A 22,189-nucleotide genomic window follows, 5' to 3' on the forward strand; every position below is an offset into this window, starting at 1 on the left:
TAGGCTTGATTAGAAGCGGTATGCTGCACGAACACCATAAGTGTTGTCGTTATCACCAAATCCAACACGGCCTTCAACACTTACTTGCTGATTTAAGAATTTTTTAGCATTGATACCAAATTCATCTTTATCAGTTAAGTCGTTGTTGTAGTAATCAGCACCAACACTTAAAGTTTTGTCGATGTAGTAGTCACCACGAACTTTATATTCGTCTAGGTCACCGAACGCACCGAACGCTTCAAGGTTTACGTCATGTTGACCTACTTGAGTTACGTATTTAGCACGAACTGTTGGATCAGCGCCGTCTTTACCGTCTTTTTCGTCGTAGCCTTTAACACCTAGAGCAAGTAATAAACCTGGAGCTGGTAAATAACCTACTTCAGCTGCATAAGTAGTTACTTTGCTGTCAATATTGGTGTTGTCGACTTCACGCTCATTTCGACCTACATCACCACTAAGGTAGAAATCTGAGTTAGGAACGTAATATTCAACACCTACGCCATATTGAGTATCTTTTGTACCGCTGTTATCGCCATAGTTGATAAGGGCGTTAACGTTACTTGCACGGCTTAAGAAAGCTGCTTCAGCAAGTGGAGCGTTACGAGTTTGAACAGGATTAAAGTAATAAGTCCCGTCAACACCGAATTTACTTACGCTGCTACCGTTGTCCGGATCAAGATAATTGTAAGAACCACCAACTTCAGCTTGGTAAGCGTTTGCTGCGCCACTCACTGCGAGTGCAGATAAAAGAGCTGATGCAATTGCTAGTTTTTTCATGGAATCTCTCCCCTCTAAAAAGCGATTTTATAAATGTTTTGTTACAACTTTTAGTCTAGACGAAAAAGCTTGATCGTCAATCTTGCACGAGTAACCGTACTGTAACCGTGTGATACTTATGTAAACTAGTTTAATTTAAGATATTGATTTTAAAATATAAAAACATAATGTTTTATTTTATTAAAATTGAGGATATTTTGTGTAGATCATAAAAAATGCTGTAAAAGTACCCAATTTTGTATGAGGATGTTACCAATTAATCTTAAGTTGAACTGAAGAAAATTTATAAGTTAAATTGATGAAATATGATGAGAAATACAAAGCGGGTTCGTAGATAACCGCAGCTATGCTAAAATAATTGACTGTTTATCTGCTCTTATGGGAACACTCGCGTGGAAATTAATCCTTATCTAAACCAATTGAAAGACTTAACTGATCGTAGCCAAACACTACGGGGGTATCTTTGACTACGATCTGAAAAAAGAACGTTTAGAAGAAGTTTTACGTGAGTTAGAAGACCCAGCGATCTGGAATGATCAAAGCCGTGCTCAGGCGATGGCGAAAGAAAAGGGCGAACTAGAAAACGTTATTCATGTATTGGATGGCTTATCTACACAGCTTGAAGATGCAAAAGCGATGTTAGATTTGGCTGTAGAAGCCGACGATGAAAGCCTGCTTGAAGATGTTCAGTCTGAGCTTGGTGCTGCCGAAGATGAACTGGCTAAACTTGAATTCCGTCGTATGTTTAGCAACCCAATGGACCCGAATCCTTGCTATGTAGAGATTCAATCAGGTTCAGGTGGTACTGAAGCACAAGATTGGGCGTCTATGCTTTTACGCATGTATATGCGCTGGATTGAACGTCATGGCTTTAAAGCAGAACTTATGGAAGTGTCTGACGGTGACGTAGCTGGTATTAAATCAGCAACGATACGTGTTGAAGGTGAATATGCCTACGGTTGGTTACGCACAGAGTCAGGTGTACACCGTTTAGTTCGTAAATCACCATTTGACAGTGGCAACCGTCGTCACACTTCATTCTCTGCGGTATTTATTTCACCAGAAGTTGATGACAATATTGAAATTGATATTAACCCTTCTGATGTTCGTACCGATACGTACCGTGCATCTGGTGCAGGTGGTCAGCATATTAACAAAACCGACTCTGCTGTACGTTTGACTCACATTCCAACAGGTATTGTGGTGGCATGTCAGAACCAGCGTTCGCAACACGCTAACCGTGACCACGCATGGAAACAGTTACGTGCACGTTTGTATGAATTGGAAATGCAAAAACGTAATGAAGCAGCTCAAGCTCTAGAAGACTCGAAGTCTGATATTGGTTGGGGAAGCCAAATTCGTTCATATGTATTAGATGATTCGCGTATTAAAGATTTACGTACGGGTGTTGAAAACTCTAATACTGGTGCTGTTCTTGATGGTGACCTTGATCGTTTTATTGAAGCGAGTTTAAAACAAGGTTTATAAGAGTCTGCTGAACTTTTAGTTTAAATACAGTTCATCTATGAATATGTAGAACTCTTGGATTTTTAGCGATTAAAACGGCAAAGCAGTTCAGCCTTCGAATATTAATCGAAAAAATGCGATATGAATATCGAAAAAAATAGATATGAATATCGAAAAAATGCGATATTATACTTCCGAAATGCTGAACAAAGCTTTGTTCGTTTACAAGACGTGTTGAGCCTATGGATATTGATGCAATTAGCAAAGCCCTTTCCAACCCTCTACGTCGGCAAATTTTGCAATGGTTAAAAGAACCTGCACATTATTTACCGGTGGAAGAATGTGGTGGTAGTTTTGAGAAGGGTGTTTGTGCAGGTCATATTGAACGTTTGGGTAAAGTAGCTCAGTCTACGATGTCTAATCATTTGTCTGTGTTACAACAGGCGGGGCTTATTCAGGTCCAAAAATATGGTCAATGGTCTTATTTTTCACGTAACGAAGCTTTGATTCAGCAATATATCGAACATTTAAAACAAACACTTTAAATTATTAAAGTGTAAGTCGAGGCGATTATGGCTGAACTCAATACTCCTTTAACGGTTGGTGATTTTGAAATCAAAAATCGATTGGTCATGGCTCCATTAACGCGTGCGCGTAGTGGTGAAAGCCGAGTGCCTAATAATTTAATGGTTGAATACTATCAACAACGTGCAAATGCTGGCCTAATTTTGACTGAAGCAACAGTGATTGGTTCAAAAACTGTGGGTTACGCAGACACCCCAGGGCTATGGTCACAAGAGCAGGCACAAGCTTGGAATAAAATTATTGAGGCAGTTCATGCTCAAGGTTCAAAAATTGTAGTTCAGCTTTGGCATGTGGGCCGTATTTCAGACCCTGAACTTTTAGATGGTGATATTCCTGTTGCACCAAGTGCAATTCAACCTGCGGGTGAAGTGAGTTTATTACGTCCTAAACGTCCGTATGTAATACCGCGTGCACTTTCAATTGAAGAGATTCAAGAAGTTATTGCTCAATACAAACATTCAGCAGAACTGGCTAAAGCAGCAGGTTTTGATGGTGTTGAATTACATGCAGCGAACGGCTACTTAATTGACCAGTTCCTTCAAAGTAATACCAACCAACGTGATGACAAATACGGTGGTCCTGTTGAAAACCGTGCACGTTTATTATTAGAAGTCGTTGATGCATTTATTGAAGTGTGGGGCGCTGGCCGAGTAGGTGTTCATATTGCACCGCGTGGTGATTCACACGATATGGGTGATGAAAACCCATTAGCAACTTTTGGTTATGTAGTGGAACAACTTAACCAACGTAATGTTGCTTTCATTTTCTCTCGTGAATATGAAGCTGCTGATAGCATTAGCCCTAAACTTCGCGAAAAATTTAATGGTGTATGGATTGCCAATGAGAATCTAACACCAGAATCAGCAAAACGTATCTTGCGTGAAGGTCAGGCAGATGCTGTATCTTTTGGTAAGGCATATATTGCTAACCCAGATCTTTTACAGCGTTTAGAAAAAGACTTGCCATTAAATGAACTTCAAGCAACAACTTTGTATGCTAAAGGCGCTGAAGGTTATACAGACTATCCAACGCTAGAAGCTTCATAATATCTTTGAGATTTCGACTTACTGACCTAGTTCATTTCTTAAGTAAGTAAATTGCTTTTCTTGTAATGGTAGAGTTTAGGTATCGAAACTCTGCCATTTTTTCTATCTATGTTATATTTTCCCCAGTTTTAAACTTTGACTATTTGAGGCAAACCGCTTGGCGACCCCTTTTTGGTACAACACCGCACTCCATTTATTAAAACCTTTTTACCAATGGCGGATAAAAAGACGTGCAGAAAGCCAGGAATTATATAATCAGGAATGTCTTGAAAGATTTGGGCCGTTTGAATCTCCAAAAAATGTAAGAGCAATTTGGTTCCACGCTGTTTCGGTTGGAGAAACCAATGCTGCGCAGCCTTTAATCGAGCATTATCTTAAACTCGGTCAACCTGTATTAGTTACTAATACAACAAAGACGGGGCAAGCGCGTGCCAAATCATTATTTTTAAAAGCTCCTTATTTAGATTTATTTCAAGCAGTTTATTTGCCTGTTGATCAAAAGCATCTTTTAAAACAATTTTTTGAGTTGTATCAGCCAAAGCTTTTAGCATTGGTTGAGACCGAGCTTTGGCCAAATTTAATTGATCAAGCCAAGCTACAACAGGTTCCTTGTTTATTATTAAATGCGCGATTATCAGAAAAATCAGCAAAAGGTTATAGCCGCGTTTCAGGGCTAACTGCAGGAATGCTGAAACAAATTGACTGGGTGCTGGCACAAGATAATGTGACTCGACAACGTTATGTAGAACTTGGTTTAGATCAACAAAAAAGTCAGGTAGTTGGAAATATTAAGTTTGATATCCATGCGCCAGAGACTTTTATAAATCAGGCTGAGCAATTACAACAACAATGGTATTTGGGACAGCGTAAAGTCCTAACAATTGCCAGTACGCATGCGCCAGAAGAACAACAAATTTTGCAGGCACTTGCACCTTATCTAAAGTCAGATCCAGATTTAGTTTGTATTGTCGTGCCTCGACATCCTGAACGTTTTGATGAAGTATTTGAAATTTGCCAAAACCTAGATTTAATTACTCATCGTAGAAGTATGAATCATAGTATTCACGCCAGTACACAGGTTTATCTGGCGGATAGTATGGGTGAGCTTTGGCTATGGTATGCCTTAAGTCAGGTGTGTTTTGTGGGTGGATCACTTAATGAACCGGGCGGTGGGCATAATATTTTGGAGCCTATGGTTTTAAATGTACCGACCGTAATTGGACCTCGTTACTTTAATTTCCAAACCATTGTTGATGAATTTATTGATGAAAATGGGGTGCTCATTGCTCAAGACGCTGAGCAAGTTGTAGCAATCTGGATGGCATGTTTAGCCGAGCCTGTAGAAGCAAAGCAGGTGGTAGAGCAGGCGCATAAAGTTTTGCAGCGTAACCAAGGTTCATTACAAAAACATATTGGAGTAATTAACCGGTATTTGGTCGAAAAACCATGAATATCGTTTTACTAGAACCTGATGATGTTCAGTCAGATTTATGGTTAATCCGTTCAAAACGCCAATTGCAGCATTTACGTGAACATCTTGATATTACGGTTGGCCAAAATCTAAAAGTTGGTGTTCGTAATGGTGCACGTTATACCACTGAAATTATTTCGATGAATGAGCAAGAAGTTTGTATCAGACCTATTAGTGAAGAAGCTGTACCTGCAAAACTTCCAGTACATTTAATCGTAGCGTTACCAAGGCCCAAAGTTTTACGCCGTTTAATTATGGACAGTGTGACTTTGGGAGTTGAAAGAATTAGTTTGATTCATAGTTACCGCGTAGATAAAAGCTATTGGCAAACTCCATTTTTACAACAACTTGATAACTATGTGACTTTAGGGCTTGAGCAAGCAGGCGACACCATTGCTCCTGAAATTCAATTATATAAACGCTTTAAACCTTTTGTTGAAGATGTGCTACCAAACTTAATTTCAAAGGGAAGTCCCGCCTACGTGGCTCATCCGTATGCCGAGCAGAGCATGCCAGTTAATATTCCGCATGCGTGCAGTGTAGTCGTTGGACCCGAAGGCGGCTTTATTCCCTATGAAATTGATTTACTCACAAAAAACGGCTGCCAAGCTGTGAGCTTAGGCAACCGTATTTTAAGAACTGAAACGTCTATTTCTTATATTTTAGGTCGTCTCTTTAGTTGATACTTCAGGGTTTAACGGTGGCTGATTTGCTGCCATTTTTAATTCCTGAATAGGGTAAGGAATATTAATACCATTTGCATTGAAAGCTTGTTTGACTTGAGCTTGAATGGTGCTCGTAGATGACGAAATATCAGTTTCAGTGGTATCAATCCACCAACGTACAGTCAGGTTAACCGAGAAATCTGCTAAAGCTGTGACGTTAACCGAGAAAGCCGGTTGACTGAGTACATTTCGATCATTATTAAGAATATCTAAAACAATCTGTTTGGCTTTTTGTTCATCGTCTTCATATCCAATGCCGACTACAAACTCACAACGTCGTTGTTGATAAGCCGTATTTACAGTTAAAGCACTCGTATAAACAGTGGCATTTGGAATAACAATACGACGGCCATCTGGCGAACGTAAGAATGTTGCACGAATTTGGATATCTTCAACAGTTCCTTCAAGTGAATTGACCACGATTGAATCGCCAATACGGAACGGTTCGCTCAATAAAATCAAAATACCTGAAAGCAAGTTTTGGAAAATATCTTTAAATGCGAAACCAATTGCGACCGAACCGATCCCTAACGCGCTCATAAGTTGCCCTGGGGTAAAACCTGGGATCATGATGACAAGTGCAATTAAGAATCCAAAAAATAAAATTGTCGTACTTCCTACACGGTTTAGAACCAACACTAGGTTTTGGCGCGTATAAGAGCGATTTTCTAAGGTTTTACGAACAAAGAACTTAAATAATTTGGTGAGTAGCCAAAAAATAATAAAAACGATAATTGCAATACAAATATAAGGCACACGTTCCCAGAAGCTATCCACGATTTTATCAATAGTGGTATAGGCATCATGATACTTTTCGGTATGCTCTAGAACCGTTTGAGTGGTTTTAGTACCTGCTTCTTGCAAAAGTTCGCCTGTATTTTTTGCAACATCCGTTAAGGATTTTTGTTCATCAGCCACGACAAGTCTCTATTTTAAAAAATTATGAAAGCGATGATCAGCTTTCATCATAGTAGGAGATAAAATGTGCGCCTACTATAATGAGTTCATTTGAATAATAAAGTGTTTTTTAATTAAAAGTATTCGGTTCCTTTTTGTAAGATTTGTGACGGAGTTTGAATAGTATCGGTACCAGAGAAGTAGTAAAAAAAGCCTGCGGTAGAAATAAGGCTAATTAAAATAGCGAATAAAATAAACCAAGCCATTAACTTTTCTATGAATGTTGAGGGTCGAGCTGGACCATATTGATTTGGGCCTGCTGTACCTGAGGCAAGCAGTAAATAAATCATAAAAAAGAACTGAACAACTGGAATGAATAGTAGTAATCCCATCCAACCACTTTTATTTACATCATGCAAACGTCGCACGACGAGAACAATATTTAAATAAATCAGGAATAGCCAAAAAGCCCAGACTACCAAAGCACTGAGGCCAGAAAGAGAGCTATAAAACTCAAAATTAAATAAATTACTTGAAAGCTGAAAACTTCCAAGAAATGAGGCCAGAATAAAATAACCCACGATTGTGACTAAATAAATCAGTCCATATCCACCTAAATAACTCATACGGTTAAAACGGCCATGAATTGAAAAAGGGCTATCTTTTAAAGGCAGCTGTGGTGGGCGTGAGGAAGTTGTTTGGGCAAACATATTATTTTATTCCTAGGTTGCATATGAGAGACAAAATAATCTTTGTTGATGATCAAAACCATCAAATATTGAAAAAATTATAAAAGTAATGCGAGGGTCTGTTTATATTTTATCTATGATTGCGACAGAGAATACTTTTTAGATGATGGTAGGCAGATATTATGAATATTTAGTTATTCTAAATGAGTAATATCTAACGACACAGCATCAAAAAGTATTTCTGTCCCAAAGGATTGTAGCTAAAATTACCCAAAACTGCGTTATGAAATTTGACAATAGAGGCGCTATTTTTCTGCATTTCATGCCTTGTTTCGTGAAATTTTAGCTTACAACGCAATTTATATATAAAGTATGAACAGACCCTATAGACAAATGTTTTAAATCAACTTAATTTTATAAAAATGTTCATAATTTCGTATGCTTGAGTAAGTGATTAATATATGACCAAAGTCGCATTGTCTAGGCTTTGAAAGAGTCATCATGCTGAAAAGGCATACAAATAAGATCCAGTAAAATAATAGCCACAGTCTCGAGATGGGATGCACAAGATCAAGGAAGTTGCGTATGAATGAGATCTATCCAGTACCAGAGGAATTTAAAAAAACAGCTCGTACTGTTGAAGAAGACTACTTTAAACGTTATCAACACTCTATCGAGAACCCAGATGAATTCTGGGCAGAGCAAGCTAAAATTGTCGATTGGATAAAGCCATTTACCCAAGTTAAAAATACCAGTTTTGACAAAGACAATTTCAAAATTGAATGGTTTGCTGATGGTGAGTTGAACGTGTCAGCAAACTGCCTAGACAGGCATCTTAAAGAACATCCACATAAACCTGCAATTATTTGGGAAGGTGACCACCCTTCTCGTCATAAAATCGTTTCTTATAAAGAGTTACACGATGAAGTTTGCCGCTTTGCCAACGTTTTAAAGAAATATGGCATTGGTAAAGGTGACCGCGTTGTTCTGTATATGCCAATGGTGACCGAGGCTGCAATTGCCATGTTAGCCTGTGCCCGTATTGGTGCTGTTCACTGTGTAGTGTTTGGTGGGTTCTCGCCAGATTCTTTAGCAAGTCGTATTGAAGACAGCCAAGCTAAACTGGTGATTACCGCAGACTCAAGTCTACGTGCCGGAAAACTATTACCACTCAAAGAAAATGTTGATTTGGCTTTAGCATTGCCGGGTACTGAGTGTGTTGAAAATGTGATTGTGGTTTACCGTAATGCAAACCCGATTGAAATGAAGCCGGGCCGTGATTTGTGGTATCACCTCATTATTATGGAAGTGGATGCCAATTGTCCTCCAGAGCCGATGAAGGCAGAAGACCCTTTATTTATTCTTTATACATCGGGCTCGACAGGTAAACCGAAAGGTGTGTTGCATACGACAGGCGGTTACTTAGTTTATGTAACCAGTACCTTTAAAGAGGTTTTTGATTTAAAACAAGACGATGTGTACTGGTGTACAGCCGATATCGGTTGGATTACAGGTCATAGTTATCTGATCTATGGCCCACTTGCAAATGGAACTACGACCTTAATGTTTGAGGGTGTCCCTCAGTATCCAACATGGGCACGTCTTGGTCATGTAGTCGATAAACATAAAGTCTCTATTTTATATACGGCCCCAACCGCGATTCGCGCCATGATGCGAGAAGGTGATTCGTTTGTACGTGAAAGTAACCGTAGCAGCCTGCGTTTACTTGGTTCGGTTGGTGAACCAATTAACCCTGAGGCTTGGAATTGGTACTACAATGTTGTTGGTGAAGGCCGCTGCCCGATTGTTGATACATGGTGGCAAACCGAAACAGGCGGTATTTTGATTGCTCCATTGCCGGGTGCAACAGCTTTAAAACCAGGTTCAGCAACACGTCCATTATTTGGGATTCAACCCGCCATTGTGGATGGTGAAGGTAATGAGCTAGAAGGTGCGGTTGAAGGTAACCTTGTGATTAAAGATTCATGGCCAGGCCAGATGCGTACTATTTGGGGTGACCCAGATCGCTTTATTGAAGCTTATTTCTCGACCTTTAAAAATACTTATTTTACAGGTGATGGTGCTCGCCGTGATGAAGATGGTTATTACTGGATCACAGGGCGTGTTGACGATGTCTTGAACGTTTCAGGCCACCGTCTGGGCACTGCTGAAATTGAAAGTGCTCTTGTTTCGCATGAATCAGTAGCAGAAGCAGCTGTAGTTGGCATGCCGCATGATATTAAAGGGCAAGGTATTTGTACTTTCGTGACCTTACAAGCGGGCGTTCCAGAGTCGGAAGAGCTGCGTAAAGAGTTAATCAACTGGGTACGTAAAGTGCTTGGACCTGTAGCTTCACCAGATGCATTACACTGGGCACCAGCATTACCTAAAACGCGTTCGGGTAAAATCATGCGCCGTATTTTAAGAAAAATTGCAGCGAATGAATTAGATAGTTTAGGTGATACCTCAACCTTAGCTGAGCCTGCAGTGGTAGATCAGTTAATTGCAACGGTTTATCCTGATAAGCAAAACTAATTTAAAAAAAAGCCCCAATGGGGCTTTTTTATTGAGCCTTATTTAAGATTTCGCTAAAAAATCGGCAGTATTTTCTACATTTGCAAATGTACTCAGCGCAGTTAAAAAAGCAGTTTGTACGTCTTCAGCTTTTACAGTTTTTCCATCATGGCTTAAATCGCGAGTTGCGGTTGCATCTGCAATTAAGATGGGTTGATAGCCAAGTTCTTTGGCTGCACGAGTCCCTGAATCAATACACATATGCGTCATCATGCCTGTAACCACGAGTTGTTCAATTTGATGTGTTTTTAAAAGCTCATCTAAATTGGTTTCTAAAAAACTGTTTGGATAATGCTTTGTTACGATTAATGAATCACTGCCAGCACTGAGTTCAGGATGAAGTAAAACCCCATCTGTATTTTCTTGAAAGAAACTCGCTTGTGGCGGGTTAATATGCTGCACATAAATGATGGGCAAGTTTTTCTCGTTAAAATATTGTTCAAGCTGCTTTATTTCTTCTAGCGCTTGATCTGGCCCAACCAATTCCATTTTGCCATTTTTAAAATAATCATTTTGAACATCGATAACTAATAGGGCTTGTTTCATGAGATTACTCTTGTTGATATGAGATAAAACAAGATTATTCTCTGCTTGAAAAATCGGCTATAGTCAGATGAAAGCATTACCGCCAGTTTTCTTTCGCCATGAAAAATGAATATTGAATTAGACCCGATTGATCTAAAAATTATTGCATTGCTTAAACAAGATTCCCGTCTGACAAATAAAGAAATTGGGCAGCGTGTCCATCGGACAGGGCAGGCGGTGGGTGCTCGAATTGCTCAGTTAATGGATACTGGTGTGATTAAAAACTACACCATTGCTGTTCAATATTCGCATAAACAATTTATTCATTTGCATTTAAATGAACAACGCGCCTTTGAAGAAATTGAAAATTTAGTGAAGCAATACGAACAAATCGATGAATGTTTTAAAGTCATGGGTAATGCTTGCTATATGATTGTCAGCCATTTTGAACCAGCAGCATTAAATGAATTTATCGAAAAACTTTCAAAATGGTGTCGTTACTCAGTTGAAACTGTGATTCGAGAAGTCGAAAAATCTTAAAAAATAAAGCTCCAAGCCGAGTCTTGGAGCCAATAAATTCTTTATTTTTAATTTATTGTTTTTATTATCTTGCGCTGTTTTAACTGGAGTGTTTAGGCTGATTTAGCTTGAATTTCTACCTCCTTTTCCTGTTGAAGTTCTAACTGGCGAACGAGTGGTAGAACCTTTTCTCCAAAATATTCCACCTCTTCAATAAAATGTAAAAATCCGGAAAGAATCAAATCAACACCTACATTTTTGAGTGCCACAATACGCTCTGCAATTTGCTGCGGCGTACCAATTAAATTGGTTTTAAAGCCATCGTTATATTGCACTAAGTCTTCAAAAGTTGATTTTGCCCAGTTACCTTGTTGCTCTGGAGAGGCTGCTCCAGCTTCACGTGTAGCATCACCAAACGCATTTACCGCTTCAGTGTTGGCTTTATCAATAATTTCTTGAAGTACCGCTTTTGCTTCTTCTTCAGTATCTCTAGCAATGATGAACGCATTTACCCCAATTTTAACATGATGGTTATTAGCTTTTGCTTTGATACGAATATCTTCGACTTGTTTTTGAATTTCTTCTAACGTATTACCGTTGGTAAAATACCAATCAGAAACACGTGAAGCCATGTCACGCGCAGCACGTGAACTGCCGCCCTGAAAAACTTCAATATAAGGCTTTTGCAGAGGTTTTGGTTTAAGTGTGTAATTCTGAAATTGGTAATATTTACCATCGAAACTATAGTTATCAGTGGTCCAGATTCCTTTTAACGTGCGAATAAACTCTTCGGAGCGAACATAACGTTCATCATGCTCAGGCCACTCTTCACCAATGGCATCAAACTCACCTCTGAACCAGCCACTTACCACGTTAATCGCAATACGGCCTTGAGTTAAATAATCAATCGTTGCAAGTTGTTTAGCGGCAAGTGCCGGTTTCCAAGGGCCGGGCAGAATAGCCGCAATGACTTTTAATTTTTCAGTTTTAGCTAGTAATGCATGACTGAAACTTACCGATTCATGTTGGTTTTCTGCCCCGTACCCCGCCGTAAAACGAATTTGGGTGAGCGCATATTCAAAACCATTGTTTTCGGCAGCCTGTGCAAGTCGAACATTGTAGTTATAACTCCAGTCTGTACGCTGTTCGATATTACTCACTACAAGGCCACCGCTTACGTTTGGTACCCAATAAGCAAATTTAATTGGTTGTTGTAATTGCGTCATGGTTCGCTCTCCCCATTCGTTCTTTTTATTTAGCAATATTGCGCTTAGGCAACATGCGTTAATGATTTGCCAGACTTGTGATGCAAACGAGATTCTGCCGCATCAAGGTCTGGTACAGCTGCTGAAGGTAATACTTCTTCTTGCTCAATTTGCTTGTTAATACCAAGCTCTTGATTTGCTTGCTGTGATTTAGATTTAACCACTTCAGCACGTTTACCTTTCGCTGGCGCCCATTCTAAAATTGGTAATGCACGTGCCACTGCTAACGTAATACGATCTGATAATTGCTCGCTTTTTACTGTATATTCAGGAGTAAAGTCACGATCGGTCGCATATACGCCAATTGGTAAAGTTTGTGCTTGGAAGAAGCTAAATAATGGACGAAGTTGATGTTCAAGTACGAGTGCATGACGATCACTACCGCCTGATGCTGCTAAAAGTACAGGCACATCGACTAAAGCAGTCTGTTCAACAAAATCGAAGAAATGTTTGAAAAGACCTGTAAAAGATGCACGGTAAACGGGTGTACCTACAATTAAAGCATCTGCTGCTTCAACTGCTGCAAGGTCATCTTGTACGCGCTGTGGAAGTTGGTTGCGATAAAATGCGCCGCCTAATAGAGGCCCGATTTCGCTTAATTTAATAAAGTGAACTTTAATATCGATTGCTTCTGATAATTCATCAAGAATGGCTTGAACCAGACTTTCCGTTTTAGATGGGGTATTTAAGCCACCAGAAACAGCAACGATATTTAAAGGTTTTGGTGATGTGATACCAGTCATAATTTGGTTCCTAAGCCTAAAACAAGAGATTGGACTTATTAATCAACAACGACGGTAAACTGTAAAATAACGAAATTGGTCAACCTTATCAGTTTTAAATATAAAAGATAAATAGTGGATTTTTATAGTTTTCTTTTATATTAAGTTGCTGTTTTTACTTTATATAATTATAGGTGATATATTTTTTATAATAAAAAAGAAGCTTATATAAAAAACAGATTAATTTTTATTAAAAGTTAAAAAACATCAGAAAATATGGGCTAAGTTCTGCATTTATCAACATTTTGCATAAAAATGGATAAGATGAACGTATCTTTCATCTAAATAGTATGGTTACAATAGGCCATACTTATGCTCAAGATTACTTTAATCGCTTATGAATATTTTAATCGTTGATGATCATCCTTTGTTTCGTCATGCTTTAATTCAAGCAGTACGTTATAGCCTGCCACAGGCACAAATTCATGAAACAGCCTCGGTTGATGAGTTTTATGAGCGTTTGGAAAATGGGGCAGAACCTGATCTAGTATTACTCGATTTAAACTTACCGGGTGCTTCAGGCTTTTCGGCTCTGGTTTATGTAAGAGCACAGTATCCATCTATTCCGATTATTGTGGTTTCTGCACATGAAGAAACTTCAATCATTCAGCGTGCAATCGCTCATGGTGCGATGGGTTATATTCCTAAGTCGGCTCATCCAAGTCATATTGGCGAAGCGATTCGTCAAGTCTTAGAGGGTGATATCTGGTTGCCACCTAACTTGCCATCTAATCTTAACCTTGACCCGAGAGCAGCAGATGAAACTGCTCTAGCTGAACGTATTCAATCATTAACACCTCAGCAGTTCCGTGTCTTGATGATGGTTGCGGAAGGTTTGTTAAATAAACAAATCGCATATGAGCTTGATGTTTCAGAAGCAACGATTAAAGCTCACGTAACGGCTATCTTTAGAAAATTAGGTGTGCAAAACCGTACACAAGCCGTATTGGCCATTAGCGCACTCAATATTGAAGATAAGAAAATCTAAAAAGAAAAAAGACCTCGATTGAGGTCTTTTTTATGTGTGCCACTTAAGCAAGGCAATCTTGCTTTGGTGTTAGGCTGTCGCAGTACAATGGGTTAAGCGCGCATTGCAAATCATCAATTTGTTCTTGAGTCACATAGCCTTTCATTTTTAAATATTCAGCCACGCGGTCATCGCGTAGGCTTAAGAAGGCTGCATCATAAACGCCTAAATCAACAAACAAAGCAGCTGTTTCTAGACTGTTGAAGCGATCAAGGAAAATATCATTGCCATACATCAAGAAGATATGGTCGAGTTTTGCTTTTTCATCGACATGGAGTCGTTCAGCAAGTTGATCTGGATGCGTTTTAATAAAGAGTAAATCCGATAATTCATCAAACTGAGTCATATCTAACTGATTCTCGCCGAGTTTGACATGGCCAAGCCAAGCTTTGAAAACGAGTACAGCGCCGCCACGGAGTAGCATGCTCCAGATTTGATGACGTGTGTCATGATCAAGATTTTCACTTTCAGCGCTAAGAACTTTTAAGAAATTTTCTTCTTGTTTTGCCAATTTATCAAATAAACCTAAACCTTGCGGATGATAAGCCGCAGGTGCAAATACATCAAAATTTAGATCATGAAATACATTGAGTGCCAGCGGGACTGCACACTGATAAATCGTATTTAATGCTTTGATGTGGGCCTCATTCAGTTTGCTGTGGGGGAAAATACTTTGCCAATCTAGTTCAGGAAGTAAAGCATTGGCACTGTATTGACGATAAAACTGTTGAGACGAAAGTTGGCCTTGCGGGCTGTTATCAGAAATATTCATGGCAATTGTCCTTTGCATTAATTCGTGAGCAGGGGTACTTAATATGGAAATGGGTTATAAAAATAGCTGTACATAGAATAAATTGGTTTTGAATATTTATGTGTCATGAAGAATGCAAGAAGAATACGACTAAAGTCGTATATGGTTGTTTTTATCTAATTATAATTTTAAAAAACAGAAGCTTATGAAATTGTAACTAAGTATACAAGTGTTCACTTACAAAAAAGGTGAGCTTTGCCATAGAAAAAGGGCTATTGGAAAGTTTGGCCAATTATTTAATCAACAAAAGTAGACTTTTTGAGCAGTTCTGCCTATTGGCTTAAATTAGACCAATAATTTTTGCCAAAAATCTCTCCCAAACTTATTAAAAGGTTTGGGACAGAAAATATTTAATCTACCTCACTGGCAATTTTAAGTCCCGATAACCATGCTCTTAGAGAAGCAGGCTTAAGTGGTTTTTTGAGTAAAACAATATTCAGTTCTTTCAATTGTTGAGGTAACTCAGGATGAGAGTCGGCTGTAATCAGTGCAACCGGAACATCATGTTGACGATTTTGCAAAATAAAATCGACACCGAGTTGGTTGTTATTTAAATGCTGATCGATAAGCCAGACTTGAATATTTTCTTTTTGAATAATTTCAAGTGCTTGTTCTGGTTCAGTGGCTTTAAAAACCTCATACCCCCATCGACCTAATAAGCTACTCATACCCTCAAGAATGGTTTCATCATTGTCTAAACATAAAATTCGGTAGGCCTTAGTTTTTAAAGGCACTGCTTGTACGGTTGGGGTTATCACTTTTGGAGCTTCTACCACCGGAACCTCAATCATAAAGCAGGAGCCTTTATCGAGTTGCGAATAGACATGGACCGGATAGTTCAACAAACCCGTCATACGCTGCACAATAGCAAGACCCAAACCTAAACCTTGCTCACCCCACGGTGATAAATGCCCACAGCGTTCGAATTCTTGAAATAGTTTAATACGTTGCTCTTCGGCAATTCCGGGACCTGTATCCCAGACTCCAATTCGAATGTGTCCAGGTTTTTGAGCTGAGCGTAATACACCAACAATCACTCGGCCTTTGGCTGTATAGCGCAAAGCATTACTTACAAAGTTTTGGATAATACGTCGAATCCACTGTGAATCTGTGTCAATCCAGAATGATACATCGTGAACTTTGAGTGAAATATTTCGCTGTGCAGCAATCGACTTAAACTGTAGTTCGAGGTCGCTTAATAAATCGTGCAGAGGATAAGGCTGTCTTTTTGGCTGTATGGTACCGCCTTCCAAACGTGCAATATCGAGTAGGGCAGAGAGCATACTTTCTGCACCATACAAAGCACGGTCAAGTTGTTGCAAAGTTTGACGGTCTTCTTCGGTCGCAATGCTTTGTTCAAGAACCGTACTAAACAGACGAGCCGCATGCATAGGTTGTAATAAGTCATGACTGGCCGCAGCAATAAATCGGCTTTTTGACATATTGGCCATATCGGCTTGTTCGCGTGCAAGCTGTTGTTCGGTTAAGGCATCGGCAAGTTGTTGGGTTCGGTCTTTTACACGGGCTTCGAGTATTGCCTCATTCGCACGGAAAGCCGTAATGTCGGCGAAGGTAGTCACAAAGCCACCACCTGAAATAGGATTACCGCGCATTTGAATAACGCGTCCGTCTTTACGGATTCGTTCAAACTCATGCGCACTTCCGACTTTCATCCAGTGTAAGCGTTTACGAACATGTTCTTCGACTGAACCGGGGCCGCATTCGCCGCGTTCAGCGTTATAACGAATCAGATCGGCAATGGGACAACCCACATAGACTAAATCTTTAGGGTAGCCAAACAATTTTAAATATTGGTTGTTCCATGCGACTAAACACATGTTTTTATCAACCACACTCACCCCTTGGGTCATGTGGTCAATCATGGTCATCAGCAAGTTTTGATTGAAACGTTGCCATTGCGAGGCTTGGTCTAAAATATTGGCGACTTGGCCTAATGCCAAACCATTATTGATCATTGCTGTAGTGAGCAAAGTACGTGCGGAAGCAGCCCCAATAATGCCCGCAAGATATTGCTCGGTGAACCGCCACCACATGCCATTGGCGATACTATTCGTGTTAAGCGTGAGATGATTTTGTTCACAAAAGTTCTCGAACGCTTGAGTTGTGGGTTGCTCACCTGTAATTCTTTTAGCAAGAGCGAATAGGTCACCTACTTTTAAACGTGCAGCATCGTGCGGTAAATAAGTTAAATCGGTAGAGGTATGCGGTGATGGCAGGGGTTTGGTTTCATAGTAGAAAAAGCTTTCTGCCTGAATTTGTTCTGCCACACTTGGGCGGTAAAGTTTAGAAATCCAAATATATAAAACAATATTTAAACCAAGTGACCAAATAACGCCGTGGGTTAAAGGTGCAAATGATTCAAAACCAAAAAGTGACTCTGGTCGTAAAGCGTTAATTCCAAAAGGACCAAAAAGCAAGATACTTTGGGCTGTTTCTTGATAGGCTTCTGGCAAACTACGTAAGATGGTTGGAAATAGTAATGTGTAACTCCACATTAAAAAGCCAACAATAAGACCTGCATAAACGCCTTGGCGACTTCCACCTCGCCAATACAATCCTCCAATGAGAGCCGGTGCAAACTGGGCAACCGCACTAAATGCCAATAAACCAAATACTGAAAGCTGGTTAATATCATTAAAGAAATGGAAGAATAAAAAGCCAAGTAGCATCACTGCGACAATACTAATGCGGCGGCTGAATTTAAGAACTTTTGGGAGGTGTTTATCGTGTCGTGAAAGTAGCTTGAAGCGCCACAGGGCAGGCATAATCAAGTCATTACTGAGCATGATAGACAGGGCAACAGATGAAACCAGTAACATGCCTGTTGAGGCAGAGAACCCGCCTAAAAAGGCCAATAGGGCTAACCACTCTTGATTATAACTCAGGGGTAATGAGAGTACTGCAACATCGGGCACTGTTAGGAATTTTGGCGCTGCATGTAAAGCCCAGCTTGCAATCGGGATAATAGCTAGAATCGTTAAAATGAGATAAGCCGCAAACCATTTACGTGCACCGCGAATGTGCTTTTCATCGCGTAATTCGACAACAGCCACATGAAACTGACGGGGTAAACAGATAATTGCGAGGCCTGCCAATAAGGTCTGAATCCAGAAAGTTTCAGGTACCCCAAATAACTGAACTTCTTGAAAGGTTTGGTTTACGTCGGCCGAGACTTGTACTAAGTTCGCGGGTGCTTCAAAAATAAAAAATAAAGCGACACAGATTAGGGCGAATAATTTTACAAAAGATTCAAATGCCACCGCTAACATGAGGCCGCCATGCTGTTCGGTATTTGCAATCTGCCTTGTACCAAAAATCATGGCTAAGATTGCAAGTACACTGGTCAAAAGCAAAACACTATTGGTGGTCGTATGAATATGAGCATTTTGCTCTAATATGACTGATGTACTTAAGGCAATTGCGCGTAACTGTAGGGCGAGGTAGGGAATAATCGCAATAACTGCCAAGATCGTAACCAGCGATGCCAATACACCGCTTTTGCCATAACGTGCAGCAACAAAGTCGGCAATTGAAGAAATCGCGTGATGTTGACGTACTCGGCCTAAACGTCGCCAGATGTCATAACCAAACCAGACAAATAACAGCGGACCTAAATAAATAGGTAAGAAAATGACGCCTTCTCGGACGGCAGCTCCGGTTGCACCATAAAATGTCCAAGATGAACAGTAAACACCTAAGGTCAAACTAAACAAGAACATGCGGCCACGTGTACTCAGGCGACTAGCATGTTTCTCGCCAAAAAAAGCACAAATGAATAAGAGTGCTATATAAAGAGTGAGTACCCCAATAATCAGCCAGCTGTTCATATGACCTACATGATTAAAACCTTGCGCCTATCATACCGCAAGCAGAAACAAAGCTATAAATTGATTAAATTTTAACGACCAAAGTCTAAGTTACGAATTACACGTTATTTTGCTAATTTTAATAATGAGAAACTACTATTAAAAAAGTGACCAAGGTTGGGCACAGGGCAAGGAGTTTGGTTATGGATCAAAGCCAAGTAGAACAGATTCTACGCAATCCAAAGTTTCAAAAGATGGTCAAGAAAAAAAGTGCATTAAGCTGGACGCTCACAACCATTATGTTAGTGCTTTATGTGGGCTTTATGCTACTTGTTGGCTACAACAAAGAATTTTTAATGAGTTCATTTAGTGGTGGTGTAACGACATGGGGTATTCCACTAGGCTTAGGAATTATTATTTTATCTTTCCTACTGTGTGGCGTGTATTCCTATATCGCAAACAATACCCTTGACCAGTTGAGTGAAGAAGCGTTGAAGGAAGTTGAAGCCATCACGCATGAGAAAGGATTACACTAATATGAAATGGAATTCATTAAAAGCGAAAGCCTTATTGGCAGCAGCATCGCTATATTCAACTGTTGCTATGGCAAGCCCGGACTTAGGTGAAGCGGAGCAACAAGCCACCAACTGGCACGCCATCATCATGTTTGTCATCTTTGTTGGTTTCACTTTGTTTATTACTAAGTGGGCTGCAAAGCAAACCCAATCAGCGCAAGATTTCTATACTGCAGGGGGCGGAATCAGCGGTTTCCAGAACGGATTGGCAATTGCCGGTGACTATATGTCAGCAGCATCTTTCCTTGGTATTTCCGCGATGGTGTTTAGTTCGGGTTTTGATGGTTTACTTTATTCTCTTGGGTTTATGGTAGGTTGGCCAATCGTTTTATTCTTGGTTGCAGAGCGTTTACGTAACCTCGGTAAATATAACCTTTCAGATGTAGTGTCATTCCGTCTCGAAGAAAAACCGGTCCGTACCTTAGCTGCCTTGAGCTCGCTTGTGGTTGTAGCATTCTACTTGATCGCTCAAATGGTAGGAGCTGGCCAGCTCATCAAATTACTATTTGGTTTGAACTATAACATCGCTGTTGTCATCGTTGGTCTATTAATGATGGCATACGTAATTTTTGGTGGTATGTTGGCAACGACATGGGTACAGATCATTAAAGCGGTCATGTTGCTCAGTGGTGCGACTTTCATGGCATTCATGGTGATGAAAGCGGTTGGTTTCAGCTTCAGCAACATGTTTACTCAATCAATTGAAGTATTCAGTAAAGTCCACAGTGTAAGCTTTGAAGAAGCTGCAAAAATTATGGGTCCGGGTAAACTTGCCGCAAACCCGATTGATGCATTGTCTCTTGGCTTGGCACTCATGTTTGGTACAGCAGGTCTTCCACATATTCTTATGCGTTTCTTCACTGTAAAAGATGCAAAAGAAGCGCGTAAATCGGTTGTGGTTGCGACAGGTTTCATTGGTTACTTCTATCTTTTAACTTTTATTATTGGTTTCGGTGCGATCCTTTTCGTATCAAACAACCCTCAATTCCTTGATGTTGCGAAAATGGCAGTATCAGGCAAGCTTGAACTTGTTGGTGGTAACAACATGGCAGCCGTGCATTTAAGTGACGCTTTAGGCGGTGACTTATTCATGGGCTTCATTTCAGCAGTAGCGTTCGCAACGATTCTTGCTGTTGTTGCTGGTTTAACACTTTCAGGTGCATCTGCAATCTCACATGACTTATACGCTAACGTATTCAAGAAAGGTCAAACGACTCCAGCTTCAGAACTTCGTATGTCAAAAATTGCGACACTTGGTTTAGCAATCTTTGCCATGATTTTGGGTATTTTGTTTGAAAAGCAAAACGTAGCATTCATGGTGGGCTTAGCGTTCTCTGTGGCATGTTGTGCAAACTTCCCGATCCTTGTTCTTTCAATGTTCTGGAAAGGTTTAACCACTCGTGGCGCGGTTATTGGTGGTGTAGTTGGTCTTGTAACAGCAGTAATACTTATTATTCTGTCTAAAGCAGTTTGGGTAGATACGTTAAAAATCTCTGATACACCAATCAACCCGTTCAATGGTCCTGCATTATTTGCGATGCCATTGTCATTCCTTTGCTGTTGGTTATTCTCGGTGACTGACAATTCTGCACGTGCTAAAAAAGAGCGTGCAGCATTCGATGCCCAATACGTTCGTTCAATGACAGGTATTGGTGCTTCTGGTGCCTCAGATCACTAAAATCAACACTTAGTACATATCTCATTAAAAGCCCTGCGGGGCTTTTTTTGTTGATCGGATACATTAAAGTGAAAGAAGCTCTTTAATAAAGAACAACTTGTTTGTCTTATTTTTTGTACAGTATGATTTCCTATAATTCAAAACATAATGAAAAAGGAAAATAATTAAATGCGTTCTATTGTCGAGTTCTGGGCAAGCTTTCGATTGCTACCTTCTGCATGGTTGCTGCTTGTACAGTTTATTCTACTCATTTTGGCCATGCTGACTTTTCATGATGTATTTTACCGGACCCTAACGTGGGCTTTAGGAGTGCTTGCCTTACTTATTATTGCCAAAGTGATTCGCCAAACCCCCATGTTTACTTTTCTGGGATTAACTTTTGTCAGTGGGGCGATTATATCTTCAGTCTTTATTTTATTAGGTTATAACAATTTAACGATTCAGATTTTTGCCCATAGCTGTGAAGCGCTAGCTTACTTTTCGGCTGCTTACGGTTTATTTCGTTATATGTTTGCTGATCGATATTTAACAAGAGATGAATTATTTGCAGCTGCCGCCGTTTTTACTCTGCTGGCTTGGGGCTTTGCATTCCTCTATAACATTTGTCAGCTCTTGATTCCTGCTAGCTTCCAAAACCCAAACAATGTTCATCATTTACAGACTTGGCTAGATCTACTCTTTCTGAGCTTTAGTTTACAGTCTGCGACTGGTTTATCCGATTTAATGCCGCTTAGTCCCCCAGCACGTGTTTTAGCCATGCTACAAATGTTTTGTGGCGTAATGTATCTAGCTTTGATTGTTACACGTTTAATTGCGCTACAGTATATTGCTCATCCGACAAAAGGGGAATCTGATAAATAAGGAAGAAGGTGTTTCAATTTGTTTACACCTTTGTAACTGCAATATTATTTAAGTTTATTTAAAGTATTATCGGCTTTCTCTATTGAAA

General features: G+C 39.9%; 19 protein-coding genes. 11 read left to right on the forward strand and 8 right to left on the reverse strand.

Features of this window, described 5'->3' with window-relative positions; all coding sequences use genetic code 11:
* Nucleotides 1–9 precede the first annotated feature (9 nt).
* Nucleotides 10–777, reverse strand: a complete 768-nt coding sequence (locus MKX14_RS06780) for a putative porin (RefSeq protein ID WP_005078653.1) — start codon at nt 775–777, stop codon at nt 10–12.
* Between the two features lie 392 nt (nt 778–1,169).
* Between MKX14_RS06780 and prfB the strand changes: the two genes are divergently transcribed.
* From prfB to MKX14_RS06805, 5 genes are all read left to right on the forward strand, one after another.
* Nucleotides 1,170–2,265 (forward strand): peptide chain release factor 2 gene (gene prfB, locus MKX14_RS06785; protein ID WP_240282095.1). Its coding sequence is split into 2 segments (ribosomal slippage): nt 1,170–1,241 and nt 1,243–2,265, totalling 1,095 coding nucleotides; the frame shifts between segments, so codons are not numbered across the junction.
* Nucleotides 2,266–2,486: 221 nt separating this feature from the next.
* On the forward strand, nt 2,487–2,789 hold the full coding sequence (locus tag MKX14_RS06790) for an ArsR/SmtB family transcription factor (RefSeq protein WP_002121891.1): 303 nt from the start codon (nt 2,487–2,489) through the stop codon (nt 2,787–2,789).
* 27 nt (nt 2,790–2,816) lie between these two features.
* Nucleotides 2,817–3,875: an alkene reductase gene (nemA, locus tag MKX14_RS06795; RefSeq protein ID WP_240282096.1), complete on the forward strand. Its 1,059-nt coding sequence runs from the start codon at nt 2,817–2,819 to the stop codon at nt 3,873–3,875.
* 157 nt (nt 3,876–4,032) lie between these two features.
* Nucleotides 4,033–5,325 (forward strand): 3-deoxy-D-manno-octulosonic acid transferase, encoded by a 1,293-nt coding sequence (gene kdtA, locus MKX14_RS06800; RefSeq protein ID WP_240282097.1) that lies wholly within the window; start codon nt 4,033–4,035, stop codon nt 5,323–5,325.
* On the forward strand, nt 5,322–6,029 hold the full coding sequence (locus MKX14_RS06805; protein ID WP_240282098.1) for a 16S rRNA (uracil(1498)-N(3))-methyltransferase: 708 nt from the start codon (nt 5,322–5,324) through the stop codon (nt 6,027–6,029). Before kdtA ends, MKX14_RS06805 begins: the two co-directional genes overlap by 4 nt.
* Here MKX14_RS06805 and MKX14_RS06810 read toward each other — a convergent pair.
* Nucleotides 6,009–6,989 (reverse strand): mechanosensitive ion channel family protein, encoded by a 981-nt coding sequence (locus tag MKX14_RS06810; protein ID WP_240282099.1) that lies wholly within the window; start codon nt 6,987–6,989, stop codon nt 6,009–6,011. The genes MKX14_RS06805 and MKX14_RS06810 overlap by 21 nt on opposite strands.
* Before the next feature lie 113 nt (nt 6,990–7,102).
* On the reverse strand, nt 7,103–7,678 hold the full coding sequence (locus MKX14_RS06815; protein ID WP_240282100.1) for a DUF805 domain-containing protein: 576 nt from the start codon (nt 7,676–7,678) through the stop codon (nt 7,103–7,105).
* Between the two features lie 564 nt (nt 7,679–8,242).
* On the opposite strand from MKX14_RS06815, the gene acs reads away from it, so the two are divergent.
* Nucleotides 8,243–10,192 (forward strand): acetate--CoA ligase, encoded by a 1,950-nt coding sequence (gene acs / locus MKX14_RS06820; protein ID WP_240282101.1) that lies wholly within the window; start codon nt 8,243–8,245, stop codon nt 10,190–10,192.
* Nucleotides 10,193–10,234: 42 nt separating this feature from the next.
* Here acs and ywoC read toward each other — a convergent pair whose 3' ends face one another.
* A complete protein-coding gene (gene ywoC / locus MKX14_RS06825) occupies nt 10,235–10,777 on the reverse strand; it encodes a cysteine hydrolase family protein (protein WP_108009794.1) in 543 nt (180 codons plus the stop codon).
* Nucleotides 10,778–10,882: 105 nt separating this feature from the next.
* Here ywoC and lrpB point away from each other — a divergent pair, with 105 nt between their 5' ends.
* The gene (gene lrpB / locus MKX14_RS06830; protein ID WP_240282102.1) at nt 10,883–11,296 is read left to right on the forward strand and encodes an Lrp/AsnC family transcriptional regulator; all 414 of its coding nucleotides are present in this window, start codon (nt 10,883–10,885) and stop codon (nt 11,294–11,296) included.
* A gap of 92 nt (nt 11,297–11,388) precedes the next feature.
* On the opposite strand, the gene sfnG is transcribed toward lrpB, so the two are convergent.
* Both sfnG and msuE read right to left on the reverse strand, forming a co-directional pair.
* Nucleotides 11,389–12,501, reverse strand: coding sequence for a dimethylsulfone monooxygenase SfnG (gene sfnG / locus MKX14_RS06835; RefSeq protein WP_240282103.1), 1,113 nt, complete (start codon nt 12,499–12,501; stop codon nt 11,389–11,391).
* A gap of 44 nt (nt 12,502–12,545) precedes the next feature.
* Nucleotides 12,546–13,283 (reverse strand): FMN reductase, encoded by a 738-nt coding sequence (msuE, locus tag MKX14_RS06840; protein WP_005066848.1) that lies wholly within the window; start codon nt 13,281–13,283, stop codon nt 12,546–12,548.
* Nucleotides 13,284–13,659: 376 nt separating this feature from the next.
* Between msuE and agmR the strand changes: the two genes are divergently transcribed.
* Nucleotides 13,660–14,310, forward strand: a complete 651-nt coding sequence (gene agmR / locus MKX14_RS06845) for a response regulator (RefSeq protein WP_002122041.1) — start codon at nt 13,660–13,662, stop codon at nt 14,308–14,310.
* Between the two features lie 43 nt (nt 14,311–14,353).
* Here agmR and MKX14_RS06850 read toward each other — a convergent pair whose 3' ends face one another.
* Together MKX14_RS06850 and luxQ are read right to left on the reverse strand one after the other, a co-directional pair.
* Complete coding sequence (locus MKX14_RS06850) at nt 14,354–15,121, reverse strand: hypothetical protein (RefSeq protein WP_240282104.1); 768 nt, start codon at nt 15,119–15,121, stop codon at nt 14,354–14,356.
* Between the two features lie 389 nt (nt 15,122–15,510).
* A complete protein-coding gene (gene luxQ / locus MKX14_RS06855; protein WP_240282105.1) occupies nt 15,511–19,008 on the reverse strand; it encodes a hybrid sensor histidine kinase/response regulator in 3,498 nt (1,165 codons plus the stop codon).
* Between the two features lie 182 nt (nt 19,009–19,190).
* Here luxQ and MKX14_RS06860 point away from each other — a divergent pair, with 182 nt between their 5' ends.
* The 3 genes from MKX14_RS06860 (at nt 19,191) to MKX14_RS06870 (ending at nt 22,101) form a co-directional block, all read left to right on the forward strand.
* The gene (locus tag MKX14_RS06860; protein ID WP_108009798.1) at nt 19,191–19,523 is read left to right on the forward strand and encodes a DUF485 domain-containing protein; all 333 of its coding nucleotides are present in this window, start codon (nt 19,191–19,193) and stop codon (nt 19,521–19,523) included.
* A 1-nt stretch (nt 19,524) separates the two neighbouring features.
* On the forward strand, nt 19,525–21,240 hold the full coding sequence (locus MKX14_RS06865) for a cation acetate symporter (protein WP_108009800.1): 1,716 nt from the start codon (nt 19,525–19,527) through the stop codon (nt 21,238–21,240).
* Between the two features lie 168 nt (nt 21,241–21,408).
* Entirely contained in the window at nt 21,409–22,101 is a 693-nt protein-coding gene (locus MKX14_RS06870; protein WP_133481223.1) for an ion channel, read from the forward strand.
* Nucleotides 22,102–22,189: the final 88 nt, after the last annotated feature.

The organism is Acinetobacter pittii (genome assembly GCF_022449185.1).
GTDB classification, from domain to species: Bacteria; Pseudomonadota; Gammaproteobacteria; order Pseudomonadales; family Moraxellaceae; genus Acinetobacter; species Acinetobacter pittii_I.